Origin of the sequence: Novosphingobium sp. HII-3 (assembly GCF_002916655.1) — a bacterium.
Classification (GTDB): Bacteria; Pseudomonadota; Alphaproteobacteria; order Sphingomonadales; family Sphingomonadaceae; genus Novosphingobium; species Novosphingobium panipatense.
Map to the genome: position 1 here is coordinate 1 of NZ_PPSM01000028.1, position 25,422 is coordinate 25,422.

Below are 25,422 nucleotides of genomic sequence, written 5' to 3' on the forward strand. Positions count from 1 at the left end.
CATTGAGTTGACGGCAGTAGACAACCCGAGACCATGACCGGCCTAGATGCCATCAAAAACCGCTGAAAATCAAGGGTTCGTAGACTGTTGTGGACCACGGAATACGGGTAAGTGGCGGAGAGGGTGGGATTCGAACCCACGGTACGGTTACCCGTACACCGCATTTCGAGTGCGGCGCATTCGACCACTCTGCCACCTCTCCGCTCGAGACGTGTGCGGTGGAAACTGGTTCCACCGGGTCGGGAAGCGCGCCGTTAGCCGACTTGTTCGGGCTTGCCAAGCCCTCATTTCAAAAAACGGGAACTGGCAACGCTTCCTGCTTGTTTGCTTAAGGCAGCAAACCTAGACGGGAGCCATGAACAGAGCGTCCTTCTTTTCGCCTCAGGCCGGACGCGTGATCGATGCACCGCTTCGTACGCGCGCGCGTTTCGCGATCGGAGACATCGTGCGGCACAGGCATCACGATTTCCGCGGGGTGGTATTCGACATAGATCCCGTCTTTGCGAACAGCGAAGAATGGTATCAGTCGATCCCTGCCGAAGTCCGGCCCGAGCGCGAACAACCCTACTACCACCTGCTCGCCGAAAGCGGCGATTCCAGCTACGTTGCCTATGTGAGCCAGCAGAACCTCACGGCCGACGCGGAGGGCGGTCCGGTAGAGCACCCGTCCCTGTCGGAGCTGTTCGACGATTACAGCAACGGCCGCTACCCGTTGCGGCGTGGCCTCGCGCACTGAGAGGCCTTAATCGAGAGCTGGCGCGCGATGCCGGGGCCGCCTGCGCCGGCGTCAGCCCTTGAGCTTCCAGCCCGATCGCAGGACCAGGAACACCAGCACCGCCATCGCGGCGTCAAGCAGCCCGACGCCGATCGCGCTGTGCAGCACCGCCATGTTGGTATCGCCGATGTCGCTCTGGCCCAGGAAGCCGAAGCGGAAGCCCGAAATGATGTAGAAGAAGGGGTTCGCCCGGCTGATCGTCTGAAACGCGGGCGCCAGGTTGTCGATCACGTAGAACGTGCCCGACAGAAGTGACAGCGGCGCGATGACGAAGTTGGTGACGGCCGCGTTATGGTCGAACTTTTCTGCCCAGATCGAGGAGAGAAGCCCGAGCAGCGCCAGGAACACCGAACCTGCCAGACCAAACCAGACCACTGCCCACGGGTGCGCGACAGACAGGTCGACGCCCGGCCACAGCAACATCGCGGCCACCAGCGCCAGCCCCACCAGCACCGCCCGCGTAACAGCCGCGCCGATCATCGCCACCATCAGTTCGCCCTCGGTCAGCGGGGGCATGAGGAAGTCGATGATGGTGCCCTGCACCTTGCCGGCCAGGAAGGAAAAGCTGGAGTTGGCGAAGGCGTTCTGCATCATGCCCATGACGATCAGGCCGGGCGCCACGAAGGTCGCGAAGTTCACGCCCAAGACCTCCCGTCCGCCACGGCCCAATGCAACGGAAAAGATGACGAGGAACAGCATCGTCGTGATGGCGGGCGCCCAGATCGTCTGTGTCTGGACCTTGAAGAAACGCCGCACCTCCTTCATATAAAGGGTCTTGAGCCCCACCCAGTTCACCTGGTGGATGATCGGCTCTCCCTTCGTGGGGAAACGGCGCTTCGAGCCGTCAGCGGGGTCGTAAGCTCCCGGGGCGTTCGGCAGCTCAGTCGAATGGGGTTGATCGGCCATGGTCCGGCGACTATCGGCTGAAGCCTTCCGAGGCAAGCGGCGCTTGGAAATCTGAGGCGATTCTGTGATCGCTTCGCTTCGTAAGATGGAACTGGAATGAGCTGGACGGACGAGCGGATCGAGAAGCTGACCAAGATGTGGGAAGGCGGGGCAACCGCCAGCCAGATCGCGGACGAGCTTGGCGGCGTCAGCCGCAACGCGGTGATCGGCAAGGCCCATCGCCTCGGCCTCAAGGCGCGTCCTTCCCCGGTAAAGGCGAACGACAAGCCCGCACGCCCGGCCCCCGCTCCGAAGAAGCCCAAACCCGTCGAAGCTGCGCCGGCGCCTGAGCCGGCTCCCGCGCCCCGCGCCGAAGCACCCGCCGCACGCGCTGCCGCGCCGGCCCCGCAGGCTCCGGCTCCGCGCGCGCCAGCACAGCCCGTGGCGCCTGCGGCCGATGCCGCACCCGCCACCCCGGCACAGCCGCGCATCGTGTCCGTCGGCCCCGGCGGGTTCCTGCGGCAGGGCCCGGGTGACCAGCAGCAGCCGATCCCGCCCGCGCCGCCGCGCCGTCTCGTCCCGGCCAAGCCGAGCCCAGAAATCGCCGGCAAGACCAGCCTGCTCGACCTCAACGATCGCATCTGCCGCTGGCCGATGGGCCACCCGGGCGAACCGGACTTCCACTTCTGCGGTGAGAAGGTGAACCCCGGCTTCCCGTACTGCGTGGAGCATTGCGGCCGTGCGTATCAGGCGCAGTTGCCGCGCGGCGCGCGTCGTGCGCCGCCGCCACTGCCGTTCGGCGGCCCTCGGGTTCGCTGACTAATGGGGCCGGGGATGAGGCTTCGCGCGGCGCTTGCCCTTCTGGCAGCGCCGCTCGCCTTCTCCCCTTCCCTTGCGCAGGATGCCGCACCTGTGGCTCCGGCAGCGCCTCAAGCCGCTCCTGCTCCTGCTCCGGCGGAATACGTCTATGTCGCGCTGACGGTGCCGCAAGGCGTCGTCACGCTGGCGCTGGACAAGACCCACGCGCCGCTGACCACGGCCAACTTCCTCAAGTACGTCGATGGGCGCAAGATGGACGGCGCAGTGTTCTACCGCGCCATGCATCTCGATCATGATCCGGCACAGGGGTTGCTTCAGGGCGGCGTACGAAACGGCGCAAACCTGCTCCCTCCGGTGGCGCATGAGCCGAACAGCAGGAGCGGCATCAAGCATGTCGCGGGCACCGTCTCTATGGCTCGCTTTGCGCCCGGCTCCGCACAGGCCGACTTCCTGATCCTGCTGTCAGACATGCCGTCCCTTGATGCCCGGCCGGGCAACGACGGCACCGATCCCGGCGCCGGCTTTGCCGCCTTCGGCCACGTGGCGTCGGGCATGGATGTCGTGCGTACGATCTGGAGCCTGCCGCGTTCCGCCACCAAGGGCGAAGGTGTGATGAAGGGCCAGATCCTCGAGCAGGACGTGAAGATAATCAGCGCCCGCCGCACCAAGGCGCCACCTGCAGGACAATAACGCCCGCGCCCGCGAGTTGAGGCGGCAATCGTTGTGCAGGGTTCCCCCGGCCTGACAGGCATCACCAACCCGGAGCAGACCCGAGTACGTGAGGCGCCAGAACATGCGCCAGCATTTGGGCAAGGATCACGACGGCGGCGATGATCAACCACTTCCGCCGCGCCGCCCGCGACGGGAAGACACCTGCAATTTTCACCCGCAGCGAGGATTGGTCAAGGCGCCAGAGGGCATAGAGCCTCGGAGCCAGCAGCACCGGAACCGCGAGAAGGAGGACAGTCCAGCCCGGAAGATCGAGAAGGGCAGAAAAGACAGCTCCGAAAGCCAGCGTCGGCAGCAGGAGAAGTATGCTCAGGTAACCGAAGGCCGTCACGTCCTCCCGGACGCTCTCTTCTTCAACGAGGCTCTCGTCCGAATCCGCAGGATTGATCTGTTCACCTGGCACCATCCCGCAGGCATTATCACGCCCGGTCATCATCGTGCATCGAAAACGCGAGCGCATTTCAGCAGGATGCTGCGTCTGACGTCAGATGTGGCCAGTATGGTTATTGCACGCTAACCTCATCCGAAACTGCACCCAACCTGGGGGTATCGATGTCTCTTTGGCTCCTGGCCGCTGCCGCCTTCCTCCCCGAGCAAGACGTCTATGCCGATGCCGTTGGAAAAGCAGTCAGGAGGGACGGCTCGGCGGAACCGATCGTCTGGGCCGGAGAGCCGCCGATAACGATACTTGAGCGGATCTTCACCACCCCTGGCAAAGCCTACCTCCACGCTGAGATCCGATGTGGGAAGGTGAAGAGGGAAGGCCTGCTCGCAGAGTGTTCGCTGTTGCGGGCGTCGGAGCAGGCAGGTCCCTACACTTCCGAATTGATCGGGGTGGCTGAAGCCTTCCGCATGGCGCCATCGAGCGCGAAGGCGCTTGCGGGCCAGCTGTCCCACGTCGACGTGCATCTCCAGATCCGCTTCGCGGGTGTCCCGGACTGGGGAGCCTGTTCCGAGTTCGGCTTCTGTACGAAGAGCATCACGCCTCCTCCTCCGCCGCCCCCTCCTGCGCCATCCGAGAGGCCCCGTTAACCTCAACCCGTGCAGGCCGCCGGGCCTCCGCCCCGGGCGCTGCAACGAAAAAGGGGCCGCGCTTTCGCGCGACCCCCTCGTTTTCCGTACCGGAGTGACCCGATCAGTCTTCCTTGAGGAAGGCGGGCATGTGGTTCGGGTTGCCACCTTCACCACCGCCGTCGCGACGCGGACCGCGCGGACCGCGATCGCCGCCACGGCCACCGCCGTCACGGCGCGGACCACGGCGGTCGCCACCGCGTCCACCTTCGCCACGATCGCCGCGCGGTTCACGCGGTTCGCGGGGCGGACGGGTGTCTTCCAGCTCGGCGCCGGTGTCCTGATCGACGACGCGCATCGACAGGCGAACCTTCCCGCGCTGATCGATTTCGAGGACCTTGACGTAGACCTCCTGGCCTTCCTTCACGACATCGGTGGGCTTTTCCACGCGCTCGTTCTTCATTTCGGACACGTGGACGAGACCGTCCTTGCCGCCCATGAAGTTCACGAAGGCGCCGAAGTCGACGATGTTGACGACCTTGCCCTTGTAGACCTTGCCGACTTCCGCTTCCTCGACGATGCCGAGGATCCACTTCTTGGCGGCTTCGATCTGGTTGATGTCGGAGGACGAGATCTTGATCACGCCTTCGTCGTCGATGTCCACCTTCGCGCCGGTCTCCGCGACGATCTCGCGGATGACCTTGCCGCCGGTGCCGATGACGTCGCGGATCTTCGACTTGTCGATCTGAATCGTCTCGATGCGCGGAGCATGTGCCGACAGTTCGGTGCGCGACGAACCCAGAGCCTTGGTCATTTCACCCAGGATGTGCGCGCGGCCGGCCTTCGCCTGCTCCAGCGCCTTGGCCATGATCTCGCGCGTGATGCCGGCGATCTTGATGTCCATCTGCATCGTGGTGATGCCCGCTTCGGTGCCCGCGACCTTGAAGTCCATGTCGCCGAGGTGATCCTCGTCACCCAGGATGTCCGAGAGAACGGCAAATTCCTTGCCCTCAAGGATCAGGCCCATTGCGATGCCCGACACCGGACGAACCAGCGGCACGCCGGCGTCCATCATCGAGAGCGAACCGCCGCAGACGGTGGCCATCGAGGACGAACCGTTCGACTCCGTGATGTCCGAGAGAACGCGGATCGTGTAGGGGAAGTCTTCCTTCGAAGGCAGCACCGGGTGCAGCGCGCGCCATGCCAGCTTGCCGTGGCCGACTTCGCGGCGGCCAGGGGCGCCGAAGCGACCCACTTCACCGACCGAGTAAGGCGGGAAGTTGTAGTGCAGCATGAACGACGAGTACGACAGGCCTTCGAGGCCGTCGATCATCTGCTCGGCGTCCTTGGTGCCCAGCGTGGTGGTGCAGATCGCCTGCGTCTCACCGCGCGTGAACAGCGAGGAACCGTGCGTGCGGGGCAGGAAGCCGACGATCGCCTCGATCGGGCGGACCTGTTCAAGCGTGCGGCCGTCGATGCGCTTGCCGTCCTTGAGGATGGCGCCACGCACGATTTCCGCTTCCAGCTTCTTCATGGTCTTGATGGCGACCATCTGGGTCTGCGGCGTCTCGTCCGAGAAAGCTTCCTTCGCCTTGGCGCGGGCCGCGTTCAACGCGTCCGAGCGCTTGGACTTGTTGGTCAGCTTGTAGGCAGCGGCGATGTCCTTGCCGACGGCCTTCTTGAGCTTCGCCTTGATGTCGGCGGTGTTGTCCGACAGGTCGATGTCCCAGGGGTCCTTGGCGGCCTGCTCTGCGAGATCGATGATGAGATTGACGACCTTGCGGATCTCGTCGTGCGCGAACACGACGGCACCCAGCATCTCTTCCTCGGTCAGCTCCTTGGCTTCCGATTCCACCATCATCACGGCATCGCCGGTCGCGGCGACGACGAGGTCGAGGCGACCTTCCTCAAGAGCCGTGGTCTGCTTCGGGTTCAGCGTGTACTCGCCGTCGACGAAGCCGACGCGTGCGGCGCCGATCGGGCCCATGAAGGGAACGCCCGAGATCGTCAGGGCAGCCGAAGCCGCGATCATCGCGACGATGTCGGCTTCGGTCTCACCGTCGAAGCTCAGGACCTGAGCGATGACGTTGATCTCGTTGTAGAAGCCTTCGGGGAACAGCGGGCGGACCGGACGGTCGATCAGGCGGCTGGTCAGCGTTTCCTTTTCGGTCGCGCCGCGCTCACGCTTGAAGAAGCCGCCGGGGATGCGGCCGGCTGCGGAAAACTTTTCCTGGTAGTGCACGGTCAGCGGGAAGAAGTCCTGGCCTTCCTTCACCGACTTGGCGGCGGTCACCGCGCAGAGCACAACGGTTTCGCCATACGTGGCGAGAACGGCGCCATCGGCCTGACGGGCGATGCGGCCGGTTTCGAGGGTGAGGGTCTTGCCGCCCCACTCCATGCTTACGGTCTTTACGTCGAACATTATCAATTCCTCGACCCGCAGGCCCTATTGCCTTGCGGGGCTTACTGCCGGGGATACCGTCCCGGTCCGGTGCGGGGCTTTGTCAGGCCCCAGGGCCCTCCGCCGGATTGCGGAGATACCCGTGTGGTGAGCGACAGATGCGATCGCATGCGCCGCCCGCATACAAGAAGCGGCCCGCTGGGGGCCGCTTCCATGTCGATCTTACTTACGCAGACCGAGCTTCTGGATGAGGGCGTTGTAGCGCGCCACATCCTTCTTCTTCAGGTAGTCCAGCAGCGAGCGGCGCTTGTTGACCATGGCCAGCAGACCGCGACGCGAGTGGTTGTCCTTGTGGTGCGCCTTGAAGTGCTCCGTCAGGTTCTTGATGCGCTCGGTGAGGATCGCGACCTGAACTTCCGGGCTGCCCGTGTCGCCAGAGGCGCGAGCGTTGTCCGAAATGATGTCCTGCTTCTTTTCAGCGGTAACCGACATGTCTTCTACTCCGCGACATCCGAGAGATTGAACCCCCTGACGACACGGACCTCGTGGTCCGAAAGCTCGACCAGCGCGACGGGGGTTACCCCTTGCCTCACCCAGTAAAGCCCGTCTTCATGGGGCATTCCGGTCAGAACGCGGCCCTGTCGGACCGCCCTTGCCTGCTCCGGATCGAGGTCGATGGCCGGGATGTCGTCCAGCCCCACCTCCAGCGGCAAGAGTATCTGTTCAAGCGGAGCGCCCTTGCCGATTTCGTTCAATTTGTCCAGCGAAATCGCGTGAGACAGGTCGAACGGGCCGGCCTGGATCCGGCGCAGCATGGTGACCGTGCCGCAGCTCCCCAGGCCTCGCGCGATATCCCGCGCGAGGCTGCGTATATAAGTACCCTTCGAGACTTTCGCCAGAAGGGTCGCCCCTTCCGCCTCGTCGAAACGCAGCAGCCGCAGCTCGAAGATCGTCACCGCCCGCGCCTTCAACTCGACCGCCACGCCCGAGCGCGCAAGATCGTAAGCCCGCTCCCCGTCGACCTTCAGGGCGGAGTAGGCAGGCGGAACCTGTTCGATTGGCCCGGTGAACCGCGCCAGCACCGCCTCCACTTCAGCGGCGGTTGGCCGCACATCGCTGCTGGCGATCACGGCGCCTTCGAGGTCGAGCGTTTCCGTCTCGGTGCCGAAGCGCACCGTGAACTCATAGGCCTTGCTCGCGTCCAGCATGCGGCCGGTCAGCTTCGTCGCCTCCCCCAGCGCCACCGGGAGAATGCCGGAGGCAAGCGGATCGAGCGTGCCGCCGTGGCCGACCTTGACCTTCTTGCCGTATCCCGCCTCGCGCAGGTTGCGCTTCACGGCGGCGACGGCCTGGGTGGAGCCCAGTCCCAGGGGTTTATCGAGAATGATCCAGCCGTGCGGCATCAGAGGCTTTCCTTGGGCCAGGCGAGCTTGCGGGCATGCTCGGCAACGGCAGTGGGCAGAAGGACGCAAAGCGCGTCGAAGTTCTCGCGGTCGCCGGAGTAGAGGGCGCGGATCGCTTCCTCGTACCCGGGGCGATCGCCCGCCATGACGGTGAGAAACCGATACGCCGCGTCAAGGCAATCCCGCTCGCTGCGCCCGGCGCGCATGGCGGCTTCCACCAGCTTGCGCAAGGTCACGGAAGCTCCGCCCGATTGCGTGGACAGCCATCCCCAGTGGCGGGGGAGCAGCGTCACTTCGCGCGCCTCCACCCCCAGCGACGGGCGACCCCGGGGCCGGGGCGCGGCCCTCCCGGTCAGGTCGAGGTCAACCTGCCGGCCGGTATCGTCATCGAAGGCGAGAAGATCGCTGCTGCGCGAAAGCGGCCCCAGATCGCGCAAGGCTTGCGTGAAGGCGCCCGGCTCGCCGCGCGCGATCACCTCGTCCTTGTAGAACACCGTCACGGTCATGCCAGCTTCCTTTCGCAAGCCCCACTATTTCGCCGGGCGCAAAAGGTCAATTCACCCGGGTAAAATATAGTGGCTAGCGACCGAGCGCTTCGCTGAAGTGGCGGCGACAGAGTGCGACGTAGCGGTCGTTCCCGCCGATCTCGGTCTGGGCGCCTTCGCTGACGGCGGCGCCACTTTCGTCCACCCGCAGGTTCATCGAGGCCTTGCGCCCGCAGTGGCACACCGCCTTCAGCTCCACCAGCGCATCGGCTATCCCCAGCAGCACGGCGGCGCCGGGGAACAGCACTCCCCGGAAATCCGTCCGCAGGCCATAGCAAAGCACGGGAATGTCGGCCTTGTCGGCGATGTCCGCGCACTGCCACGCTTGCTCAGGGGTGAGAAATTGCGCTTCGTCCACCAGCACGCAGGAGATCGGCTCCACCGCGTGCGCTGCACGCACCTGTTGCAAAAGATCGGTGCCCGGATCGAAGCGGTGCGCGGCGGCGTGGAGGCCGATGCGGCTCTCGATCGCGTGGTCGGTCCCCATTTCCGCACTGCGGTCGTCGATCGCGGCGGTCCACAGCATCGTGCGCATGCCACGTTCGTGGTAGTTGAAGTTCGCCTGCAGCAGCGTGGTCGATTTGCCCGCGTTCATGCTGGCATAGTAGAAATAGAGCTTGGCCATCGGTTCTGGGGATAACACCGCCTCCGGGGCGACGCACGCGCCTTGCCGGGCTTCTCCCCGGCTCGATTGCCCTTAACAGTCCACCACAGCGAACAAAGAGCAAGAGGGGCCACAAGGGAGCACCGGATGGAGCGCGCGGACGCATGAAGAGACTGTTTGCCGCATTGGCAGCTTTCGCGCTGCCCGCCACGATCGCGGCTTGGCTGGCGCTGATCCCGCTGGGCGGCGATTTCGCGCCTTTCGACCCCCTTGGCCAGCGCGTCCTTGAAATGCAGGGTCGCTCCGCCGCCGTCTTCGCGCTGCTGATGGCCGGGATCGGGCTCGCCGTCCTCGCCGCCCTGGCGGTAAAAGCCGGCCCCCGCGCCCCCGCCACCGCCCGGCCGGCGCAGGACCATCGGTCGCGCGCGCGTCATTCCTCTTCGCAGGACACCGCATCTCCAGCGCCGGGCGGCGAGCCTTCGGCACCTGCCCTGGAGGAGCCGGAGCTCGCCTTCCCGGCCGCAGGACCTGCTACCGAAGAGGAGCCTCCCGAAGCGCCCCCCGCGCCGGCCGCTCCGCCACCGCTTCCTCCCCCGGCCACCCCGATCGCGCTGATCCGCAAGCCACGCGAACGGTATCGCGACTGGTTCATGGATCAAAGCTGGCTGGGCGGCCTGCCGCGTCTGGGCGATCGCCCCTGGCCCCGTGACACCGCCGGAATCCCGCTGCCCTTCGCGGCACAGATCAGCCTTGCGGAACTGGCCGCCGCCCGCGCGGACACGCCGCTCCCGACCACCGGCTCTCTCGCCTTCTTCCTAGGAGAGGGCGCAGTCGTACCGGTGCCCGAAGGCGTCCACGACTTCAGCGACCCGCCTGACGGCCTGCCACCCGCCTACGAGGAGGGCGGCTCACCTTTCCCGCTGCGGGCATCGCGACTGACTCGCTGGTTCTTCCCCTTCTGGCCGGTCACCCCCGCCGCGCTCGACCTCCCCGATCCTGCGGACGAGGACGCCTTCGTGCAGCAACTGCGCCGCTACGCGCCCTTGCGCGACCATCCATTCTACGCAGCCGGCGTCGGTGCCCCGCTGGAAACGCTATGGTGGCATTCGGTCATCCACCTGGCCGACAGGCTGCAGGACGCCAGGGACGAAAGCCCCGCTCTCCTGGCGCGGCGCCGCGATGAAATGGCGCGCCAGCATGCGGAACTCGCGCGCTTGCGCATCGATTCCGTCGCTGTGCCCTATGCCCTGGAAGACGCGCAGGAAATCGCCGAGCAGCTCGATGCCGACTTTGCCCTCCTGCAGGAGCAATGCGCCGCGCTTCCCGCCATGGTCGACGCGCTGGACCAGTTCGTCGCCGGGCGTGACCCCATGACGCAGCTAACACCCGACGAGCTGACGATCGTCGGTGACATCCTCGCCGAGGTTCATGAACGCTACGGTGCGGCCGTGCAGGACCGCGTGCCCGGTACGCTAGCGCAACTGGCGACGATTTCGCTGCGCGCCATGATGGTGGGTCCGCCGGAAATGCTGGTGGCCCTGCCGGATCCGATCCTGCGCCGCATCAACCGGGAGTACCGGCTGCCGCCCGTACACCAGCACCGGATGCTCGACATCGACGGGGGTGACACCCTCCTGCTCCAGCTGGGCTACGACGATCTCGTGGAATGGTCTTGGCCGGAGAACGGCGTCTGGCGTTTCCGGATCGATCCTGTCTCGCTCGCCGCGCAGGACTGGAGCGCGGCGCGGGTGACCTTCGAGGAACTCCCGTAAGGCCGAAAACCACGGATCCACGGCGCTGGCCCCCTGGCCGCACCTGCCCCGCCGAAGCCAACGGCAGGGCGGTTTCCCTCAGTCCTCCAGGTCCCGCTTCACGCGCGGGTCGTTCAGCAGCGCGTCAATCCGGCTGGCTTCGTCGAACGTCTCGTCCGAGCGGAAACGAATCTTCGCCGCGAACTTGAGCTTGAGCCGCTGCGCCACCTCGCGCTGGAAGAAGGCGGTGTTTGTGCGCAGCGCCTTGAGGACGACCTCCTCGTCCTGGCCCAACAGCGGCTTCACGTAAACGGTCGCCTGCCGCAGGTCCGGCGTCATGCGCACCTCGGTCACGGAAACGGAATGCGCCGTCAGCACCTCGTCGTGAACCTGCTGGCGGGTGAGTATCTCTGAAATGACATGGCGCACCTGCTCACCCACCTTCAGGAGGCGGACGGAGTGCTGTTCGGGAGTAGTCTGGTGTTTTGCCATCGTGATGCGTCCATTTGGGCGGCCCGCGCTATTTTGCAACAGAGTGTTACGGCTCCCCGCCCGGGATTTGCCGTTATCGCGGATGCAACCCCGCGTCAAAGGCGGGGCCTGCTCCGGCTTGTCTGACGCGGCGCAGGATCATCCCATCTTGCTGTGGATCCGCGCCAGCGAACGCACGTTCCGCGCCGTACCCCGGCAACCGAGCCGCCGCTCGATGAAGGCGCTCGTCAGTTTCGAGCCGCCCACGCCATCCACATAATCAATGTAGAGGCAGCGCGGCCCCAGCGCGATCTTCTCGGGCCCTCTGCCGGAATGGTCCGCGACCATCCTGTCGAAGTGCTCCGGATCGGCATCGCGTTCAAGGAACAGCGTGTGCACGAAATGATCCTGGCCGATGCCGGTGAACGGGTTGTCCTCCACGGCCGAGCGGACCTCCTCGCGGGTACGGACGGCGGCGAAGGTGGTCATGTCGAACCGGTCCTTCATCATGTACGCAAAGAGTTCCTCCAGCCCCTCGGTCGGCCGCTCGTCGAAGTCGAACAGGACGTTGCCGCTGGCCACCACGGTCTCGACGTTCTCGAACTCCTCCCGCTCGAAGGCGTAGCGCAGGTCCGCCATCGTCAGCCGGTTGCCCCCGACGTTGATGGCCGCGAAGAAGGCGCAGTAGCGCGTCATGCAATCTCGTCCTCAGTCTTTCCGCCCCCGAGCCTGCCACAGCGGGCAGTGCCGGAAAAGCGGAACGGCCACCGCCGGTTTCCCGACGATGGCCGCCCTGTCAGTGTTGCTGTGAAGCCCGGGCTCAGCCCACGGTGCGTTCGCGGTGGCTGACTTCGAAGACTTCGAGGTGGTCGCCCGCCTTGATGTCGTTCGTGTCGGCCAGAACCACACCGCACTCCAGACCGGCGCGGACTTCGTCCACATCGTCCTTGAAGCGGCGCAGCGAGGCGATCGTCGTTGCCGAAACGATGACGTCGTTGCGGGTGAGACGCGCGCTGAGACCCTTGCGGATGTAGCCTTCGAGGACCAGCAAACCAGCGGCCTTGTCGCGCTTGCCGGCCGGGAAGACCTGCTTGACTTCGGCGCGGCCGACGACCGTTTCGATGCGCTCCGGACCCCAGATGCCGGCCATCTGCTTCGCGACCTCTGCGGTCAGCTCGTAGATGACGTCGTAGTACATCATCGGCGTCTTGGTCTTCTCGACCAGTTCCCGGGCCTTGGCGTTCGGACGGACGTTGAAGCCGATGATCGGCGCGCCGCTGGCAGCCGCCAGCGTCACGTCGGTTTCGGTGATCGCGCCGACGCCCGAGTTCAGGATGCGCACCTTGATCTCGTCGTTCGAGAGGGCGTGGAGCGCGGCGTTGATCGCCTCGACCGAACCCTGCACGTCCGCCTTCACGACGACCGGGTACTCGATGACCTTCTGCTTGTCGGCGAGGGCCGAGAACATGGTATCGAGGCTTGCCGGTGCCATCGCCGTGCGCTTCGCGGTCGCCTGTTCCTGACGGTAGGCCGACACCTCGCGGGCGCGCTGCTCGCTTTCGACGACGGTGAGCAGGTCACCGGCCATCGGCACGCCGCCGATGCCCAGCACTTCCACCGGCATCGCGGGCGGAGCCTGCTTGAGCTGGCGCCCCTTGTCGTCGAGCATGGCGCGCACACGGCCGCTCTCCGTGCCGACGACGAGGATGTCGCCGACCTTGAGCGTGCCGCGGTTGACCAGCACCGTCGCGAGCGGACCCTTGCCCTTGTCGAGCTTGGCTTCGATCACGGTGGCTTCGGCCATGCGGTCCGGATTGGCCTTGAGCTCCATCAGTTCGGCCTGGAGCAGGATCTTCTCGATCAGCTCGTCCAGACCCTTGCCGGTCTTGGCCGAGACTTCGACGTCCTGCACGTCACCCGACATTTCCTCGACCACGATCGAGTGTTCGAGCAGGCGCTCACGCACCTTCTGCGGGTTGGCTTCCGGCTTGTCGCACTTGTTGATCGCGACGATCATCGGCACGCCCGCGGCCTTGGTGTGATTGATGGCCTCGACCGTCTGCGGCATGATGCCGTCGTCGGCCGCTACCACCAGCACCACGATGTCCGTGACGTTGGCGCCGCGCATACGCATCTGCGTGAAGGCGGCGTGGCCCGGGGTGTCGAGGAAGGTGACGAAGTCGCCGCCCTTGGTCTTGATCTGGTAGGCGCCCATGTGCTGGGTGATGCCGCCCGCTTCGCCGCGCACGACATCGGTGCCACGCAGCGCGTCGAGCAGCGAGGTCTTGCCGTGGTCGACGTGGCCCATGATCGTGACCACCGGCGGACGCGGCTTCAGCGTCTCTTCCGGATCGACGTCCGTGGTGTGGTCGATGTCGATGTCGCTCTCGGACACGCGCTGGATGTTGTGGCCGAATTCCTCGACCAGCAGCTCCGCCGTATCCTGGTCGATCGTCTGGTTGACGGTGACCATCATGCCCATCTTGAACATCGACTTCACGAGATCCGCTGCCTTTTCAGCCATGCGGTTCGCCAGCTCGGCAACGGTGATCGCCTCGGGGACGATGACGTCACGCACCTGCTTCTCGCGCGGCTGCGAACGGCCGCTGAAGCTCGAACGGCGTTCCTTTTCACGTGCACGCTTCAGGGCGGCGAGCGAACGGGCGCGGGCGCCCTCGTCGTCGTTGAGCGCGCGGCTGACGGTCAGCTTGCCGGCCTGGCGACGATCGCCACCCTTGGCATTGCGATCGCTCTGCTGGTTGGAGCCCGGACGCGACGACGCGGTCGCAGCGCCCTTCTTGGCACCGGCCGGAGCCTTGGGCGCAGCAGCGCTGCCGCCGCCCGAGCCTGCCGACGCTGCCGTAGCGGCGCCCGCCGCAGCTGCGGGTTCGGGACGGCGCGGTTCAGGGCGCTGCACCGGAGTGAAGCGACGCGGTGCGGGAACCGGGGTCGCCGCCGGAGCGGGTGCGCGCGCGGGCTCGGCGGCCTTCGCGGCAGGCGCCTTGGGCGCCGCTTCAGCGGGCTTGTCCGCGGGTGCTTCGGCAGCCGCAGCCGGGGTCTCGACCGGAGCCGGGGCTTCCTGCGGAGCGGGAGCGGGTTCGGCAGCCTTGGCGGCGGCGTCTGCTTCAGCCTTGGCGGCCGCAGCGGCTTCCTCTTCGGCGCGGCGGTTGGCATCGGCGCGCTGCTTCTCTTCCTCGATGGCGCGCAGGCGTGCTTCCTGCTCGCGGCGAGTCGCTTCCTCCAGCATCTGGAGGCGTGCTTCCTCTGCCTCGCGCTGGAGGCGCGCAACGCGCTCCTGCGGGGTTTCGTTGGACGGCGCGGCACGCTTGACCGGCGGCGGCGGCGGAGCGGGACGCGGCGCAGCAGGCTGCGGAGCCGGTGCCGGAGCAGCGGCAGCCTTCGGTTCGGGCGCGGGAGCCGGAGCAGCCTCGCCCTCGCCGGGCTTGCCGATCAGCTTGCGGCGCTTCACCTCGACCACCACCTTGTTGGTGCGGCCGTGGCTGAAGGTCTGCTTGACCTCACCCGCTTCCACCGAGCGCTTAAGCCCAAGCGGCTTGCGGCCCAGGGTCGGTTTGTTGTCGGTCTCGCTCATATTTCTCGTCTTCGCCCTTCGGTCAATTCGTCGTGACGGACGCGGCCGGTGCCGCTCCGTTTTCATCATCCAAGCCGGCATCCAAGTCACGTTGGCCGCCGTCCCCGTTCGGGGCCTCCCGGCTGATGACCTGCCCCTGGAAATGCAGGAGGCGCTTTAGCTGCGAGTCGACTCGGTCAGCCGCTCCGCGATCGTTCAGCGCCAGGTGAACGACGTTGTCGCGGCCCAATGCCACAGACAGCGCCTCCCGGTCCAGAGGCAAGGTGATGCCTCTCAGACCGGATCCTTCCGCCTCGCTCCCCACGCGCCAGGCCTGGTCGAGCTTGCGCGAGCCATCCTCGCGCGCGTCGGCGGCATGAGCGAGCCACTCCACCCGGCCCTCACGCGCGTTCTGCGCGATGCGGTCCGAGCCCAGAAGCAGCCTGCCCGATTTCATCTCAAGCCCCAGCCGGTCCGTGAGAGCGCGGATGAGCGCGGCCTCGATCCTGTTGGCAAGATCTTCGGGGATGGTGATCGGCGCGCCCTTGTATGCACGCGCCAGTGCTCCCTTTAGTTTGTTCTTCGACACCGCAATTTCAAGGTCTGCGCGTGATACGCCGATCCACGCGCCGCGCCCCGGGGCACGCGCGTGGACGTCGGGAAGGACCAGCCCGTCCGGCGAAATCGCCAAACGGATGAACTCTCCGCGCACAGCCTTCTCGCCGGAGAGGATGCATGTCCTCTCCGCCGAGCTGCCGTCAATGTCGGAGCTTACGCGCTCATTGCGAGGATTCCGCATCAGCGGCCTCCTCAGCTTGCGCGTCGGCCACGGGGGCGTCCTGCGCTTCGGTTTCGTCGTCGAACCAGTGAGCGCGGGCAGCCATGATGATCTCGTTGCCCTGCTCTTCGTTCAGGCCATACTCGCCGAGCACGCCGCCCTTGTCCTCGTCGCGGGCGCGGCGGTTCACCGAACCGTCACGGCGACGCTGCTCGGAGCGCTTCTTGGCGATCAGCTCGTCGGTGGCGAGGTCCGCCAGATCGTCAAGCGTCTTGATGCCCGCCTTGCCCAGAGTGACCAGCATCGCTTCGGTAAGGTGCGGCAGTTCGGCCAGCGCATCCTCGACGCCCAGCGCGCGGCGGGCTTCGCGATTCGCGTCCTCGCGACGCTCAAGCGCCTCATGCGCACGGCTCTGGAGTTCCTCGGCCAGTTCTTCGTCGAAGCCCTCGATCGCAGCCAGCTCGTTGACGTCGATGTAAGCGACTTCCTCCAGCTCGCTGAAGCCTTCGGCCACCAGCAGCTGCGAAAGCGTCTCGTCGACGTCCAGCTCTTCCTCGAACATCTTCGAGCGCTCGACGAATTCCTTCTGGCGCTTCTCCGAAGATTCCGCCTCAGTCATGATGTCGATCTGCGAGCCGGTCAACTGCGAGGCGAGGCGCACGTTCTGACCGCGACGGCCGATCGCCAGCGACAGCTGGTCATCGGGCACCACCACTTCGATGCGGCTTTCTTCCTCGTCGATGACGACGCGGCTGACGGTCGCGGGCTGGAGGGCGTTGACGACGAAGGTCGCGGTGTCCTCGCTCCAGGGGATGATGTCGATCTTCTCGCCCTGCATTTCCTGCACGACGGCCTGAACGCGGCTGCCCTTCATGCCGACGCAGGCGCCGACCGGGTCGATCGAGTGATCGTGGCTGATGACGCCGATCTTGGCGCGCGAGCCCGGGTCGCGGGCGGCGGCCTTGATCTCGATCACGCCGTCGTAGATTTCGGGCACTTCCTGCGCGAACAGGCGCTTCATGAAGTCCGGGTGCGCGCGGCTGAGGAAGATCTGCGGGCCGCGGTTCTGACGCTCCACGCGCAGGACCAGCGCACGCACGCGCTCACCGACGCGGGCGGCTTCGCGCGGGATCTGCTGGTCGCGGCGGATCACACCCTCGGCGCGGCCGAGGTTCACGATCACATGGCCGAACTCGACCGACTTGATGACGCCGGTGATGATTTCACCCGCGCGGTCCTTGAACTCTTCGTACTGGCGGTCGCGCTCGGCGTCGCGGACCTTCTGGAAGATCACCTGCTTGGCGGACTGCGCATCAATGCGACCCAGATCCACCGGAGGCAGCGGATCGACGATGAAGTCGCCGATCTTGGCGTCCTTCTGCAGCTTTTCGGCCTGCTTGAGATCGACCTGCTTGAAGTAGTCCTCGACATGCTCGACCACTTCGACGACGCGCCACAGGCGCAGGTCGCCGGTGCGCGGATCGAGCTTCGCACGGATGTCGTTCTCGGCGCCGTAACGGTTGCGGGCCGACTTCTGAATGGCCTCTTCCATCGCCTCGATGACGATCGACTTGTCGATCATCTTCTCCGACGCGACGGAGTTCGCGATCGCGAGCAACTCGGCGCGGTTGGCGGAAATCGCACTAGCCATGGCTTAGTCTTCCTGTTCCTCAAGAATGTCGTCCGCGCCGCTGGTATCCAGCGGCCGGGTTGCTGCGATCAGCCTGTCGGTGAGGATCAGGCGGGCCGATTGAATGTCCGAAAGGGGAAACGAGACGCGGCCGGACTTCTTTTCGTCCAGCGTCACGACATCCCCTTCGATGCCGACGAGATCGCCATGGAGAGCCTTGCGGTTGCCTTCCACGGGGTTGACGAGGTTCACCTTCGTCTCATGCCCAGCCCAGGCGGCATAGTCCTTGGGACGGGTGAGCGGACGGTCGATGCCGGGCGAACTGACTTCGAGGCGGTACGCTTCCTCGATCAGGGTTTCGCCCGCTTCCTCGAGCGCATCCATGCGATCCGAGATGCGGTGCGACAAGGCGACGCAGTCATCGAGGACAAGCTGCCCGGTCGCCGGGTTTTCCGCCATGATCTGCAGGGCGATCTCGTTGTCACCGACTTCGCTCTTTCCGAAGATGCGCACGCGCACGAGATCGAAGCCCAGGGCTTTGACCTCCGGCTCGATGACTTCGGTAAGACGTGCGATATCGACCAATCCTGGCTCCGTAGACATGTGTTATGCGGCGCAACTGGTGCAACGCGACTTCGCGCCGGCCCCTACCGGCGCCAGCCCGTTCGTTGTTTCACCAATTACGGGATGAGCGCCAGATAGGCGCGATTCCCGAAAATTGCAAGGAGCACTTGGGCGCAAACTCAGGAAGATCGGAAGCAGACCCGAGAGGACGCGCAGCCACTCCCGGATCCTGGGGATCAGTCCGCGTGAACGGCTGGGGGCAAGGTCGCGACCGGCAGCGTTCGGAACCCCGGCCTTGCGAGCACATAGCCCTGGATGTGCCGGACTCCCAGCGCACGCAAGGCCGCGAACTCTCCCGGCGTTTCCACGCCTTCGGCGATCACGGTGACGCCCAGCCCCCGGGCGATATCCATCATGCCTGCCACGATCACCCGCCGCTGCGAACTCGCGTCTATTCCGCGGATCAGTTCCCGATCAAGCTTGATGAAGTCCGGCTGGAACTGCGCAAGAAGGCCGAGGCCGGCATGTCCTGCGCCGAAATCGTCCAGTGCGGTGGAAAATCCCATGCGTCGGTAGCTTTCGACGATGCCGCGAACGTGTTCCGTGTCCACCATCTCCTCATTCTCGGTGAACTCGAAAATCAGGCGGTCCGTCGGAAAGCCCACGGCGCTCGCGGTCTTCAGCGTGAGCTGGATACAGGCGAGCGGAGAATAGACCGCATTGGGCAGGAAATTGATCGAAAGCCGCGCGCCGGTTGCAAGAATGCCCGCCTCCACCGCTCCTTCGATGGCTGCCACGCGGCACTTCTGGTCGAAGGCGTAGCGGTTCTCGGGCGTGACTTGTGCAAGAACCTGTGCCGCACCCTCCCCCTGAGCGCCCCGCACGAGGGCCTCATAGGCGAACGGCAGTCCCGTCTCGATATCGACGATGGGCTGGAACGCCATCGCGATCGAGAATTCATGGTCCGTGGACCTGCAGCCCTGACAACCGGTTTGCATGCGCATCTCCTCAAGGCCTGCGACTGTAAGGCCTGAGACTATCGCGCACGCTGTATAAGATAGGGTTAACGGCGGGTTGAAGCCAGTCCGAGGGGCGCGACCCGCCGCCGCATCGCCCAGCGGGGCCGGGACTAATCCCGGCTCTGGTGCAGGCCGTGCTTCCGGATGCAGTGCCGGAGCTGGTCGTAGGTCAGCCCGAGCGAAGCCGCCGCCTTGCGCTGGTTCCAGCGCAGCCGCTCAAGAGCGGCCAGAAGGAGCGCGCGTTCATGCGCCTCCACAGCCTCGCGCAGCGATGCCGATGCCGATGCCGCCTCGGCGGGCGCCGGCTCGGATGCGCAGGGCAGGACAGGAGCCCCTTCCTGCGCCCCCTGCGGCAGTTCCCGCAGATCCCAGGCGCTGGCGAAGGGATCGAAGACGATTTCGTCGATCGGGCAACTTTCATCTCCCCAGCGGTACACCGCGCGCTCCACCACGTTGCGCAGTTCGCGCACGTTGCCGGGCCAGTCATGCGCCTCGAGAGCCTCAACCGCAGCGGCGGAAAAGCCGGGGAAGCGCCCCCACTCCAACTCGCTGGCCATGCGGCGGCCGTAGTAGTCCGCAAGCTCGGGCACGTCACCCTCGCGTGCCCGCAGCGGCGGGAGAGTGATGACCTCGAAGCTCAGGCGGTCGAGGAGGTCGGCGCGAAAGGCGCCCTCGGCCGCCATGCGCGGCAGGTCGGCGTTGGTGGCGGCGACGATGCGCACGTCCACCGTCAGCGGGCGCGAGGAGCCGATGCGCACGACCTCCCCGTACTCGATCGCGCGCAGCAGGCGCTCCTGCGCCGCCATGGAAAGGTTGCCCAGCTCGTCGAGGAACAGGGTGCCGCGATCGGCTTCCTCGAACCGCCCGGCCCGCGCCCGAGTGGCTCCGGTGAAGGCGCCGGCCTCGTGGCCGAACAGTTCGGCTTCGATGAGGGTTTCGGGCAGCGCCGCGCAGTTGAGCGTCACCAGCGGCTCACCCCAGCGTGGAGACAAATGGTGCAGGCGCTGGGCGATCAGTTCCTTTCCGGTCCCGCGTTCCCCGATGACAAGCACCGGCCGACGCACGGCGGCGGCGCGGCTTGCCCGCTCCACCGCATCGAGGAAGGCCGTAGACTGGCCGATGAACTGCACATCGCGCTCCATTCCCAAAGGTTAGTGGATTTCGCCTCATATTGGCAATTCATTTCCCGTTCATCCCGGGAGAGTCCTGGACAAACCTAGGAAATCGGGCGTTCTCGCAATTTGGCACGGGGCTTGCTGAAGAGTTCGCAAGACAAAAGTTCAGGACTAGAGGAAACTTCGACATGCTCCCGATCACCGCCAAGACCACAGGCCAGGGACGCTCCACACTGGCCCGCACCAAGCTCGATTGGGCGATCATCGCCAGCCTGCTGGCAATGGGCGCGCTGAACCTGGTTGCGCTGGCCGACAAGGTCGCCGTGCCCCAGGCCCATGCCGCGCCCATGTCCCATTCCTGCGGAGCGCCGCTCGCATGAGCAGGCTCGACGCGGAGATCGAACTGCTCCAGAATCCACCGCAGGGCGCCCGGCGCGCATACCGCCTTGAAACGGGCGAAACCCGACAGTTTACGACAGGACATTTGGCCATGGGCATCTTCTCCCGCACCCGCGACATCATCGCCGCCAACTTCAACGACCTTCTCGACAAGGCCGACGATCCGGCGAAGATGATCCGCCTCATCATCCTCGAGATGGAAGAGACGCTTGTCGAAGTGCGCACCAGCTCGGCCCGCACGATCGCGGACCAGAAGGAACTGCGTCGCCACGTCGCCAAGCTGGAGAAGCTTCAGGCCGATTGGGCGGACAAGGCGCAGCTCGCCATTTCGAAGGACCGCGAGGACCTGGCCCGGGCCGCCCTGCTTGAGCGCAAGAAGGCCGCCGACATGGGCGAACAGCTCTCTGCCGAGATCCTGGTGCTCGACGATGCGCTGCGCGCTTACGAGGCCGACATCGAAAAGCTGCAGACGCGCCTTCGTGAGGCCCGCAGCCGCCAGTCGTCCATCGCGGCACGCTTGCAGAGCGCCGAAAACAGGGTCAAACTGCGCACGCTCCTGTCGAACGAGCGCGTGGACGAGGCGATGGCCCGGTTCGACCAGCTCGAGCGCCGCGTCGACTACGCCGAAGGCCGTGCCGAGGCCATGAGCCTCTCCGACCACCGCCAGCCGACCCTCGCCGAGGAAATCGCCGCGCTCGCCGATGGTGACACCATCGATGCGGAACTCGCCGAGATGAAGCGCCAGATGAACAAGCAGTAAGACAGCAGAGCATAGAAGGGAAACGACAATGTCTCGCGGACAGTTCTATCTCGACAAGTCCAACGCCAAGATCTGCGGCGTGTGCGCCGGGATCGCGGACTACACCGAAGTCGACGCGTTCTGGGTCCGGCTGGCGGCAATCCTGCTGCTCGTCTTCGTCTCGCCGGTGGTGCTCCCGCTCTATTTCGCCATCGCCTTCCTGGCGCAGAAGCGGCCGATGGGCCTCTACTCGGAGGAAGAGGAAATGCGCCTGCTGCGCCGGATCGAACGTCGCCGCGCCCGCAAGGGCGGCACGATCGGGTCCAGCCACCTGCGCTCCGACCTCTCGGACATGGACCGCCGCCTTTCCGACATGGAAGCGCACTACTCCAACAGCAGCTCCCGCCTCGCGGCCGAGATCGACTCGCTGCGCTGATCGGCACTCCGGGCAAACAGGGACGACAATCATGGACGCCGGTATTCTCGCACTGCTCATACCGCTCGCCCCCTTCATCGTCGGCAGCTTCGCAATCTGGACCCGCCACCAGCGGCGCATGGCCGAACTGCAGGTCGAGGCAACCGCGGAAAAGGCCGCCCAGTACGCCTCGCATAGCCGCGAGCTGGAGGAACGGGTGCGTGTACTCGAACGCATCATCACCGACGGGGGCTACGACACCGCCCTCCAGATCGAGGCCCTGCGGGACAAGCGCGAGGTGGAAGCCGCCCGCGCCCCGCAGCCCAAGATGAACTGAGGAGAAGCACGATGAACTGGGGAGACGCGGACTTCGTGCTGGTGATCGTCGGCATCTGCACCGCCGGCTGGCTGATCAACAACTGGATCCGGGCGCGCCACGGCTATGCGCTGGAAGACGAATGGGGCGGCAAGACCGAACCGGCCAGCAAGGCCGTGAACGAGCGGCTTGCCGAGGAGAACGCGCAGCTTCGCGCGCGGCTGGACGCGCTGGAAGGGCGCGCTGCCACCCTCGAGGCCATCGTCACCGACACTGGGTACGTCACCGCAGCGCAGATCGAGGCACTGCGCGACGGCCGCGCAAAGGACGCTGCCTGATGAGCTTCGGAGACTTCATGGGCCTTGGCGCCGTGCTCATCGCGATGGTCTCTATCTTCGCGATTCTGGCCGAGATGTACAAGCGGCGCCTCAAGTTCCTCGAGCGCAAGCTGGAGATCACGGCGGGCGCGACGGCGGAAAGGGCCGCCCAGTACGCCACGCACAACAGCGAGCTTGAAAATCGGGTGCGTGTCCTGGAAAGGATCATCACCGATGGAAGCAGCGGTCACGCGATCGCCCTTCAGATCGAGGCGCTGCGCAAAGACGAGACGAAGGTGACTACACAATGAGCTTCTGGACCGCCGTCGTCGTTCTGTTCGCCATCGCGTGCGTGACCTGGCTCAAGGCCCAGCGGTACCGCGCACTCAGCGACAAGCGCGCTGATGGAGATTACGATCACACAGCGCGCGAGCACGAGCTTGAACGGGAAGTCGACGCCATGCGCAAGCGTATCGCCGTGCTGGAACGCATCGCCACCGACGAGCAGCGCGGCAAGGATCTCGCGCGCGAGATCGACGCGTTGCGCGATTGACATTTTTCACCCATTAGGTTACAAACCTCGCCATCTGCGGCGGACGGGGCCTCGTCCGCCAAGGTGTCTCGGGTCGGCGTCGTGGGCGGTGCGCGGGTGTAAAGCCGTGGACCACGCCACAAGCGTCCTCCCGGAGCGGTTCACTGGACGGGCGGCACAGCGGCCCCTCCACCCCAACTTTCGTGCAATCGGTAGCCTTCTGCGTGAAGGCAGCTTCCCACGAAGGCGGACATAGCCTGTCTTGCGAACCCGCACGGCCTGTCCGAACCGTCTCCGTCACAGGGTCGCGCCGGGCTGTCCTGACTGCTACCCGGCCGTTCGCACGACAGTCTCCCTCCCCGCGTTTCAGCAGGGACGCCCCGACGCCGGCCCGGTTTTGCCTCGCGTTTCCCCCAAGGCGTAAAGCCCGCATTCGCCAGCGGGCGATCAGCCCTGCCTGCCGTGCGCCGTCCGGCGCCCGCCCGGGTCAGGGCACTTTCGCGTCCAGCTCCGCCAGCCATACCGCCGCGCTGGCGTCCGATGGGGCACGCCAGTCGCCGCGCGGGCTGAGAGCGCCACCCGACGACACCTTGGGGCCGTTGGGAATGGCCGAACGCTTGAACTGGCTGAAGGCGAAGAAGCGGCGCAGGAATTTCTCCAGCCAGCCGCGGATCGCCGCCAGGTCGTACTGGTTCTTGTTCTCTTCAGGGAAGCCCGCCGGCCACCTGCCCGCGCTGGCATCGCGCCAGGCATGCCAGGCCAGGAAGGCCACCTTGGAGGGCTTCTGCCCGAAGCGCATGATGTGGTGCAGGAAGAAGTCGTTGAGTTCGTAAGGCCCGATCTTGCTTTCGGTGCTCTGAATCGCGCCGTCTTCCCCGGCCGGGACCAGTTCGGGCGAAATCTCCGTCGCCAGGATCGAGAGCAGCACCTGCTCCGTCGATGCGTCGAACTGGTCCGTCGTGGCGCACCAGCGGATGAGGTACTGGATCAGTGTCTTGGGAACGCCGGCGTTGACGGCGTAATGGCTCATCTGATCGCCCACGCCATAGGTACACCATCCCAGCGCCAGTTCCGACAGGTCACCCGTGCCGATGACGAAGCCCGAATGCTGACTGGCGAGGCGGAACAGGTAGTCCGTGCGCAGGCCCGCCTGCACGTTCTCGAACGTCACGTCGTAGACCGGCTCGCCCCGGCCGAAGGGATGGCCGATGCCTTCCAGCATGGTGCGCGCGGCGGGACGGATGTCGATCTCCTCCGCCGTGATGCCGACCGCGTCCATCAGCTTCCAGGCGTTGGACTTGGTGCCCTCGCTCGTGCCGAAGCCAGGCATCGTGTAGCCCCGGATCATCGTGCGCGGCAGGCCCAGCCGGTCGCACGCGCGCGCCGCCACGATGAGGGCGTGCGTCGAATCAAGGCCGCCCGAGACGCCGATGACCATCGACTTCGAGCCGGTGGACTCCAGCCGCCGCATCAGGCCATCGACCTGGATGTTGAACGCCTCGTAGCAATCCGCATCGAGCTTGTCGGCGCGGGCCGGAACGAAGGGGAAGCGGCGGATCGGGCGGTGCAGGCCGATGTCGCCTTCCGCCGGGGCATGGCGGAAGGTGATCGTGCGGAACGTCTCCTCCGGCCTGCCCGCCACGTCCGAAGCGTCGTTGAAGGTCGGGAGGCGGATGCGGTCCATCGCGATCCGGTCGCAGTCAACGTCGGCGATGCAGAGCTGCGCGTCGAGGGCGAAGCGCTCGGACTCAGCCAGCAGGTCGCCCAGTTCGTAGACGATTCCCTGCCCGTCCCAGGCCAGGTCCGTCGTGCTTTCGCCATGCCCGGCCGCGCAGTAGACGTAAGCCGCCGCCGCGCGAGCGGACTGCGCGCGGCAGAGCATGTGGCGCTCGTCCGACTTGCCGATCACGATGTTCGATGCGGACAGGTTGCACAGGATCGTCGCACCCGCCATCGCGCCCAGCGAACTCGGTGGCGTCGGCGCCCAGAAGTCCTCGCATATCTCGACGAAGAAGCGGAAGTTCTTCAGCACCGACGAGGCGAAGACGAGGTCCACGCCGAACGGCACCTCCTGCCCGTTGACGACGATCGTCGAGCCACGGATCGCCTTGCCGCTGGCGAACCAGCGCTTCTCGTAGAACTCACGGTAGTTCGGCAGGTAGGACTTGGGCACCACGCCCAGCAGCCGACCTTGTGCGATCACCAGGGCGCAGTTGTAGAGCCGCCCGCTGCGCTCCAGCGCCGCCCCCAGGAGCAGGACGGGCGAAAGATCGGCGCTTGCCTTGACGATATCGGCGATGCCCGCCTCGACCGCCTCGATCATCGCGGCCTGCAGGTGCAGGTCGTCGATCGCGTAGGAGGACAGGCACAGTTCGGGATAGACGAGAAGATCGACGTGCGCAGCGTGAGCGCGGCGCGCTTCTTCCAAAACGGCCGCGACATTGGTGGCGACGTCGGCGGTGCGGACCCGCGGCGTCGACGTGGCAACGCGGACGAAGCCATGCTCGTGCATGGCAAAGAACGGGTGGCTCGGCTGGGTCTTGGGCGTTTCGTTCATCGGCATCTTCCTGACAGGAACGCATAGCCGAGGCAATGTTCCCCTTGCCCTCCCCGTTCCCGCCCTTAAATGCCCA

General features: G+C 65.8%; 28 protein-coding genes and 1 tRNA gene. 12 read left to right on the forward strand and 17 right to left on the reverse strand.

Going from position 1 to position 25,422, the window contains the following annotated elements; all coding sequences use genetic code 11:
• Positions 1-112 precede the first annotated feature (112 nt).
• Positions 113-202, reverse strand: a tRNA-Ser gene (locus C2R25_RS11820).
• Between the two features lie 153 nt (positions 203-355).
• Here C2R25_RS11820 and hspQ point away from each other — a divergent pair.
• Complete coding sequence (gene hspQ, locus C2R25_RS11825) at positions 356-736, forward strand: heat shock protein HspQ (protein WP_103729400.1); 381 nt, start codon at positions 356-358, stop codon at positions 734-736.
• Positions 737-787: 51 nt separating this feature from the next.
• Here the strand turns inward: hspQ and C2R25_RS11830 are convergent, their stop codons facing one another.
• Positions 788-1,681 carry an ABC transporter permease gene (locus C2R25_RS11830; protein ID WP_103729401.1) on the reverse strand — a complete coding sequence of 298 codons (894 nt, stop codon included), beginning with the start codon at positions 1,679-1,681 and terminating at the stop codon, positions 788-790.
• A 96-nt stretch (positions 1,682-1,777) separates the two neighbouring features.
• On the opposite strand from C2R25_RS11830, the gene C2R25_RS11835 reads away from it, so the two are divergent.
• Complete coding sequence (locus tag C2R25_RS11835; protein ID WP_103729402.1) at positions 1,778-2,479, forward strand: GcrA family cell cycle regulator; 702 nt, start codon at positions 1,778-1,780, stop codon at positions 2,477-2,479.
• 15 nt (positions 2,480-2,494) lie between these two features.
• A complete protein-coding gene (locus C2R25_RS11840; protein WP_103729403.1) occupies positions 2,495-3,169 on the forward strand; it encodes a peptidylprolyl isomerase in 675 nt (224 codons plus the stop codon).
• Positions 3,170-3,230: 61 nt separating this feature from the next.
• Here C2R25_RS11840 and C2R25_RS11845 read toward each other — a convergent pair whose 3' ends face one another.
• Positions 3,231-3,641: a hypothetical protein gene (locus C2R25_RS11845; protein WP_146049653.1), complete on the reverse strand. Its 411-nt coding sequence runs from the start codon at positions 3,639-3,641 to the stop codon at positions 3,231-3,233.
• A gap of 119 nt (positions 3,642-3,760) precedes the next feature.
• On the opposite strand from C2R25_RS11845, the gene C2R25_RS11850 reads away from it, so the two are divergent.
• The gene (locus tag C2R25_RS11850) at positions 3,761-4,240 is read left to right on the forward strand and encodes a hypothetical protein (RefSeq protein WP_103729405.1); all 480 of its coding nucleotides are present in this window, start codon (positions 3,761-3,763) and stop codon (positions 4,238-4,240) included.
• Between the two features lie 103 nt (positions 4,241-4,343).
• Here the strand turns inward: C2R25_RS11850 and pnp are convergent, their stop codons facing one another.
• From pnp to C2R25_RS11875, 5 genes are all read right to left on the reverse strand, one after another.
• On the reverse strand, positions 4,344-6,641 hold the full coding sequence (gene pnp, locus C2R25_RS11855; protein ID WP_103729406.1) for a polyribonucleotide nucleotidyltransferase: 2,298 nt from the start codon (positions 6,639-6,641) through the stop codon (positions 4,344-4,346).
• A gap of 201 nt (positions 6,642-6,842) precedes the next feature.
• Entirely contained in the window at positions 6,843-7,112 is a 270-nt protein-coding gene (gene rpsO / locus C2R25_RS11860; RefSeq protein WP_103729407.1) for a 30S ribosomal protein S15, read from the reverse strand.
• A 5-nt stretch (positions 7,113-7,117) separates the two neighbouring features.
• Positions 7,118-8,023: a tRNA pseudouridine(55) synthase TruB gene (gene truB / locus C2R25_RS11865; protein WP_103729408.1), complete on the reverse strand. Its 906-nt coding sequence runs from the start codon at positions 8,021-8,023 to the stop codon at positions 7,118-7,120.
• Entirely contained in the window at positions 8,023-8,529 is a 507-nt protein-coding gene (locus C2R25_RS11870) for a DUF2239 family protein (protein WP_103729409.1), read from the reverse strand. Before C2R25_RS11870 ends, truB begins: the two co-directional genes overlap by 1 nt.
• A gap of 73 nt (positions 8,530-8,602) precedes the next feature.
• Complete coding sequence (locus C2R25_RS11875) at positions 8,603-9,193, reverse strand: thymidine kinase (protein ID WP_103729410.1); 591 nt, start codon at positions 9,191-9,193, stop codon at positions 8,603-8,605.
• Positions 9,194-9,336: 143 nt separating this feature from the next.
• Here C2R25_RS11875 and C2R25_RS11880 point away from each other — a divergent pair, with 143 nt between their 5' ends.
• Positions 9,337-10,944 carry a DUF1963 domain-containing protein gene (locus C2R25_RS11880; RefSeq protein WP_103729411.1) on the forward strand — a complete coding sequence of 536 codons (1,608 nt, stop codon included), beginning with the start codon at positions 9,337-9,339 and terminating at the stop codon, positions 10,942-10,944.
• A 78-nt stretch (positions 10,945-11,022) separates the two neighbouring features.
• Here C2R25_RS11880 and rbfA read toward each other — a convergent pair whose 3' ends face one another.
• From rbfA to pspF, 8 genes are all read right to left on the reverse strand, one after another.
• Positions 11,023-11,415 (reverse strand): 30S ribosome-binding factor RbfA, encoded by a 393-nt coding sequence (gene rbfA, locus C2R25_RS11885; RefSeq protein WP_103729412.1) that lies wholly within the window; start codon positions 11,413-11,415, stop codon positions 11,023-11,025.
• Positions 11,416-11,553: 138 nt separating this feature from the next.
• Entirely contained in the window at positions 11,554-12,090 is a 537-nt protein-coding gene (locus C2R25_RS11890; protein ID WP_103729413.1) for a DUF1697 domain-containing protein, read from the reverse strand.
• A 124-nt stretch (positions 12,091-12,214) separates the two neighbouring features.
• Positions 12,215-14,986 (reverse strand): translation initiation factor IF-2, encoded by a 2,772-nt coding sequence (gene infB, locus C2R25_RS11895; protein WP_103729414.1) that lies wholly within the window; start codon positions 14,984-14,986, stop codon positions 12,215-12,217.
• A gap of 22 nt (positions 14,987-15,008) precedes the next feature.
• A complete protein-coding gene (locus tag C2R25_RS11900) occupies positions 15,009-15,764 on the reverse strand; it encodes a DUF448 domain-containing protein (protein WP_103729415.1) in 756 nt (251 codons plus the stop codon).
• Positions 15,745-17,394, reverse strand: coding sequence for a transcription termination factor NusA (nusA, locus tag C2R25_RS11905; protein WP_103729416.1), 1,650 nt, complete (start codon positions 17,392-17,394; stop codon positions 15,745-15,747). The genes C2R25_RS11900 and nusA overlap by 20 nt, the downstream gene beginning before the upstream one ends.
• Positions 17,395-17,397: 3 nt before the next feature.
• Entirely contained in the window at positions 17,398-17,958 is a 561-nt protein-coding gene (rimP, locus tag C2R25_RS11910; protein WP_103729417.1) for a ribosome maturation protein RimP, read from the reverse strand.
• A gap of 215 nt (positions 17,959-18,173) precedes the next feature.
• Entirely contained in the window at positions 18,174-18,935 is a 762-nt protein-coding gene (locus tag C2R25_RS11915) for an EAL domain-containing protein (RefSeq protein WP_233203937.1), read from the reverse strand.
• Positions 18,936-19,066: 131 nt separating this feature from the next.
• Positions 19,067-20,098, reverse strand: a complete 1,032-nt coding sequence (gene pspF, locus C2R25_RS11920) for a phage shock protein operon transcriptional activator (protein WP_103729418.1) — start codon at positions 20,096-20,098, stop codon at positions 19,067-19,069.
• 161 nt (positions 20,099-20,259) lie between these two features.
• Here pspF and C2R25_RS11925 point away from each other — a divergent pair, with 161 nt between their 5' ends.
• The 7 genes from C2R25_RS11925 to C2R25_RS11955 are packed head-to-tail and all read left to right on the forward strand — an operon-like array spanning position 20,260 to position 22,810.
• A complete protein-coding gene (locus C2R25_RS11925; protein ID WP_103729419.1) occupies positions 20,260-20,451 on the forward strand; it encodes a hypothetical protein in 192 nt (63 codons plus the stop codon).
• Positions 20,448-21,230 (forward strand): phage shock protein PspA, encoded by a 783-nt coding sequence (gene pspA / locus C2R25_RS11930; RefSeq protein ID WP_103729420.1) that lies wholly within the window; start codon positions 20,448-20,450, stop codon positions 21,228-21,230. The genes C2R25_RS11925 and pspA overlap by 4 nt, the downstream gene beginning before the upstream one ends.
• 28 nt (positions 21,231-21,258) lie before the next feature.
• Positions 21,259-21,645 (forward strand): PspC domain-containing protein, encoded by a 387-nt coding sequence (locus tag C2R25_RS11935; RefSeq protein ID WP_103729421.1) that lies wholly within the window; start codon positions 21,259-21,261, stop codon positions 21,643-21,645.
• A 31-nt stretch (positions 21,646-21,676) separates the two neighbouring features.
• Positions 21,677-21,961 carry a hypothetical protein gene (locus tag C2R25_RS11940; protein ID WP_103729422.1) on the forward strand — a complete coding sequence of 95 codons (285 nt, stop codon included), beginning with the start codon at positions 21,677-21,679 and terminating at the stop codon, positions 21,959-21,961.
• Positions 21,962-21,972: 11 nt separating this feature from the next.
• The gene (locus C2R25_RS11945) at positions 21,973-22,278 is read left to right on the forward strand and encodes a hypothetical protein (RefSeq protein ID WP_103729423.1); all 306 of its coding nucleotides are present in this window, start codon (positions 21,973-21,975) and stop codon (positions 22,276-22,278) included.
• The gene (locus tag C2R25_RS11950; protein ID WP_103729424.1) at positions 22,278-22,568 is read left to right on the forward strand and encodes a hypothetical protein; all 291 of its coding nucleotides are present in this window, start codon (positions 22,278-22,280) and stop codon (positions 22,566-22,568) included. Before C2R25_RS11945 ends, C2R25_RS11950 begins: the two co-directional genes overlap by 1 nt.
• Positions 22,565-22,810 (forward strand): hypothetical protein, encoded by a 246-nt coding sequence (locus C2R25_RS11955; protein ID WP_103729425.1) that lies wholly within the window; start codon positions 22,565-22,567, stop codon positions 22,808-22,810. Before C2R25_RS11950 ends, C2R25_RS11955 begins: the two co-directional genes overlap by 4 nt.
• A gap of 466 nt (positions 22,811-23,276) precedes the next feature.
• Here C2R25_RS11955 and C2R25_RS11960 read toward each other — a convergent pair whose 3' ends face one another.
• Complete coding sequence (locus C2R25_RS11960; RefSeq protein ID WP_103729426.1) at positions 23,277-25,346, reverse strand: NAD(+) synthase; 2,070 nt, start codon at positions 25,344-25,346, stop codon at positions 23,277-23,279.
• Positions 25,347-25,422: the final 76 nt, after the last annotated feature.